The sequence below is a fragment of the Pseudomonas sp. Sample_10 genome (assembly GCF_004321495.1).
GTDB lineage: Bacteria > Pseudomonadota > Gammaproteobacteria > Pseudomonadales > Pseudomonadaceae > Aquipseudomonas.
In genome coordinates this window covers 1-1092 of sequence record NZ_RCOE01000274.1, presented here as the reverse complement: position 1 = coordinate 1092, position 1092 = coordinate 1, and the positions used below count along the sequence as shown (strand labels likewise).

1 protein-coding gene is annotated in these 1092 nt (G+C 61.8%); it reads left to right on the top strand.

Annotation, left to right across the window (positions count from 1 at the left end; translation table 11 throughout):
* Nucleotides 1-1092: NADH-quinone oxidoreductase subunit L (locus D8U18_RS26245; protein WP_131108990.1), on the top strand; the 1092-nt coding region annotated here is incomplete at both ends.

The following is a 1092-nucleotide window of genomic DNA, read 5'->3' as shown; positions in this document are numbered from 1 at the left end:
TGTTGATCGGTTTCTACTACAGCAACCGCAACAACGGTAACGCCGCACTCAAAGCCTTCATCGTGACCCGAATCGGTGACGTGTTCATGGCCATCGGCCTGTTCATTCTGTTTGCCCAACTGGGCACGCTGAACGTCCAGGAACTGCTGGTGCTGGCACCGCAGAAATTCCAGGCCGGCGACTTCTGGATGGTCATGGCCACCCTGATGCTGCTCGGTGGCGCTGTCGGTAAATCCGCGCAACTGCCGCTGCAAACCTGGCTGGCAGACGCGATGGCCGGTCCAACGCCGGTTTCGGCACTGATCCACGCTGCAACCATGGTGACAGCAGGCGTTTACCTGATTGCCCGTACCCACGGCCTGTTCACCCTGGCGCCGGAAATCCTGCACCTGGTGGGCATCGTTGGTGGCGTGACCCTGGTTCTGGCTGGCTTCGCAGCCCTGGTCCAGACCGACATCAAGCGTATCCTCGCCTACTCGACCATGAGCCAGATCGGCTACATGTTCCTGGCCCTGGGTGTTGGCGCCTGGGATGGCGCGATCTTCCACCTGATGACCCACGCCTTCTTCAAGGCCCTGCTGTTCCTTGCTTCCGGTGCGGTGATCGTTGCCTGCCACCACGAGCAGAACATCTTCAAGATGGGTGGTCTGTGGAAGAAGCTGCCACTGGCCTACGCCAGCTTCATCGTCGGCGGCGCGGCCCTGGCGGCCCTGCCTCTGGTCACTGCGGGCTTCTACTCCAAGGACGAAATCCTCTGGGAAGCGTTCGCCAGCGGTAACGAAGGTCTGCTGTATGCAGGTCTGGTCGGCGCGTTCATGACCTCGTTGTACACCTTCCGCCTGATCTTCATCGCGTTCCACGGTGAAGCGAAGACCGAAGCCCACGCCGGTCACGGCATTGCCCACTGGCTGCCACTGTCGGTGCTGATCGTACTGTCGACTTTCATCGGCGCAATGATCGTTCCACCGCTGCACGGCGTGCTGCCGCAAAGCGTCGGCCATGCCGGCGGCGAAGCCAAGCACAGCCTGGAAATCGCTTCGGGCGCCATCGCCCTGGCCGGTATCCTGCTGGCCGCGCTGCTGTTCCTCGGCA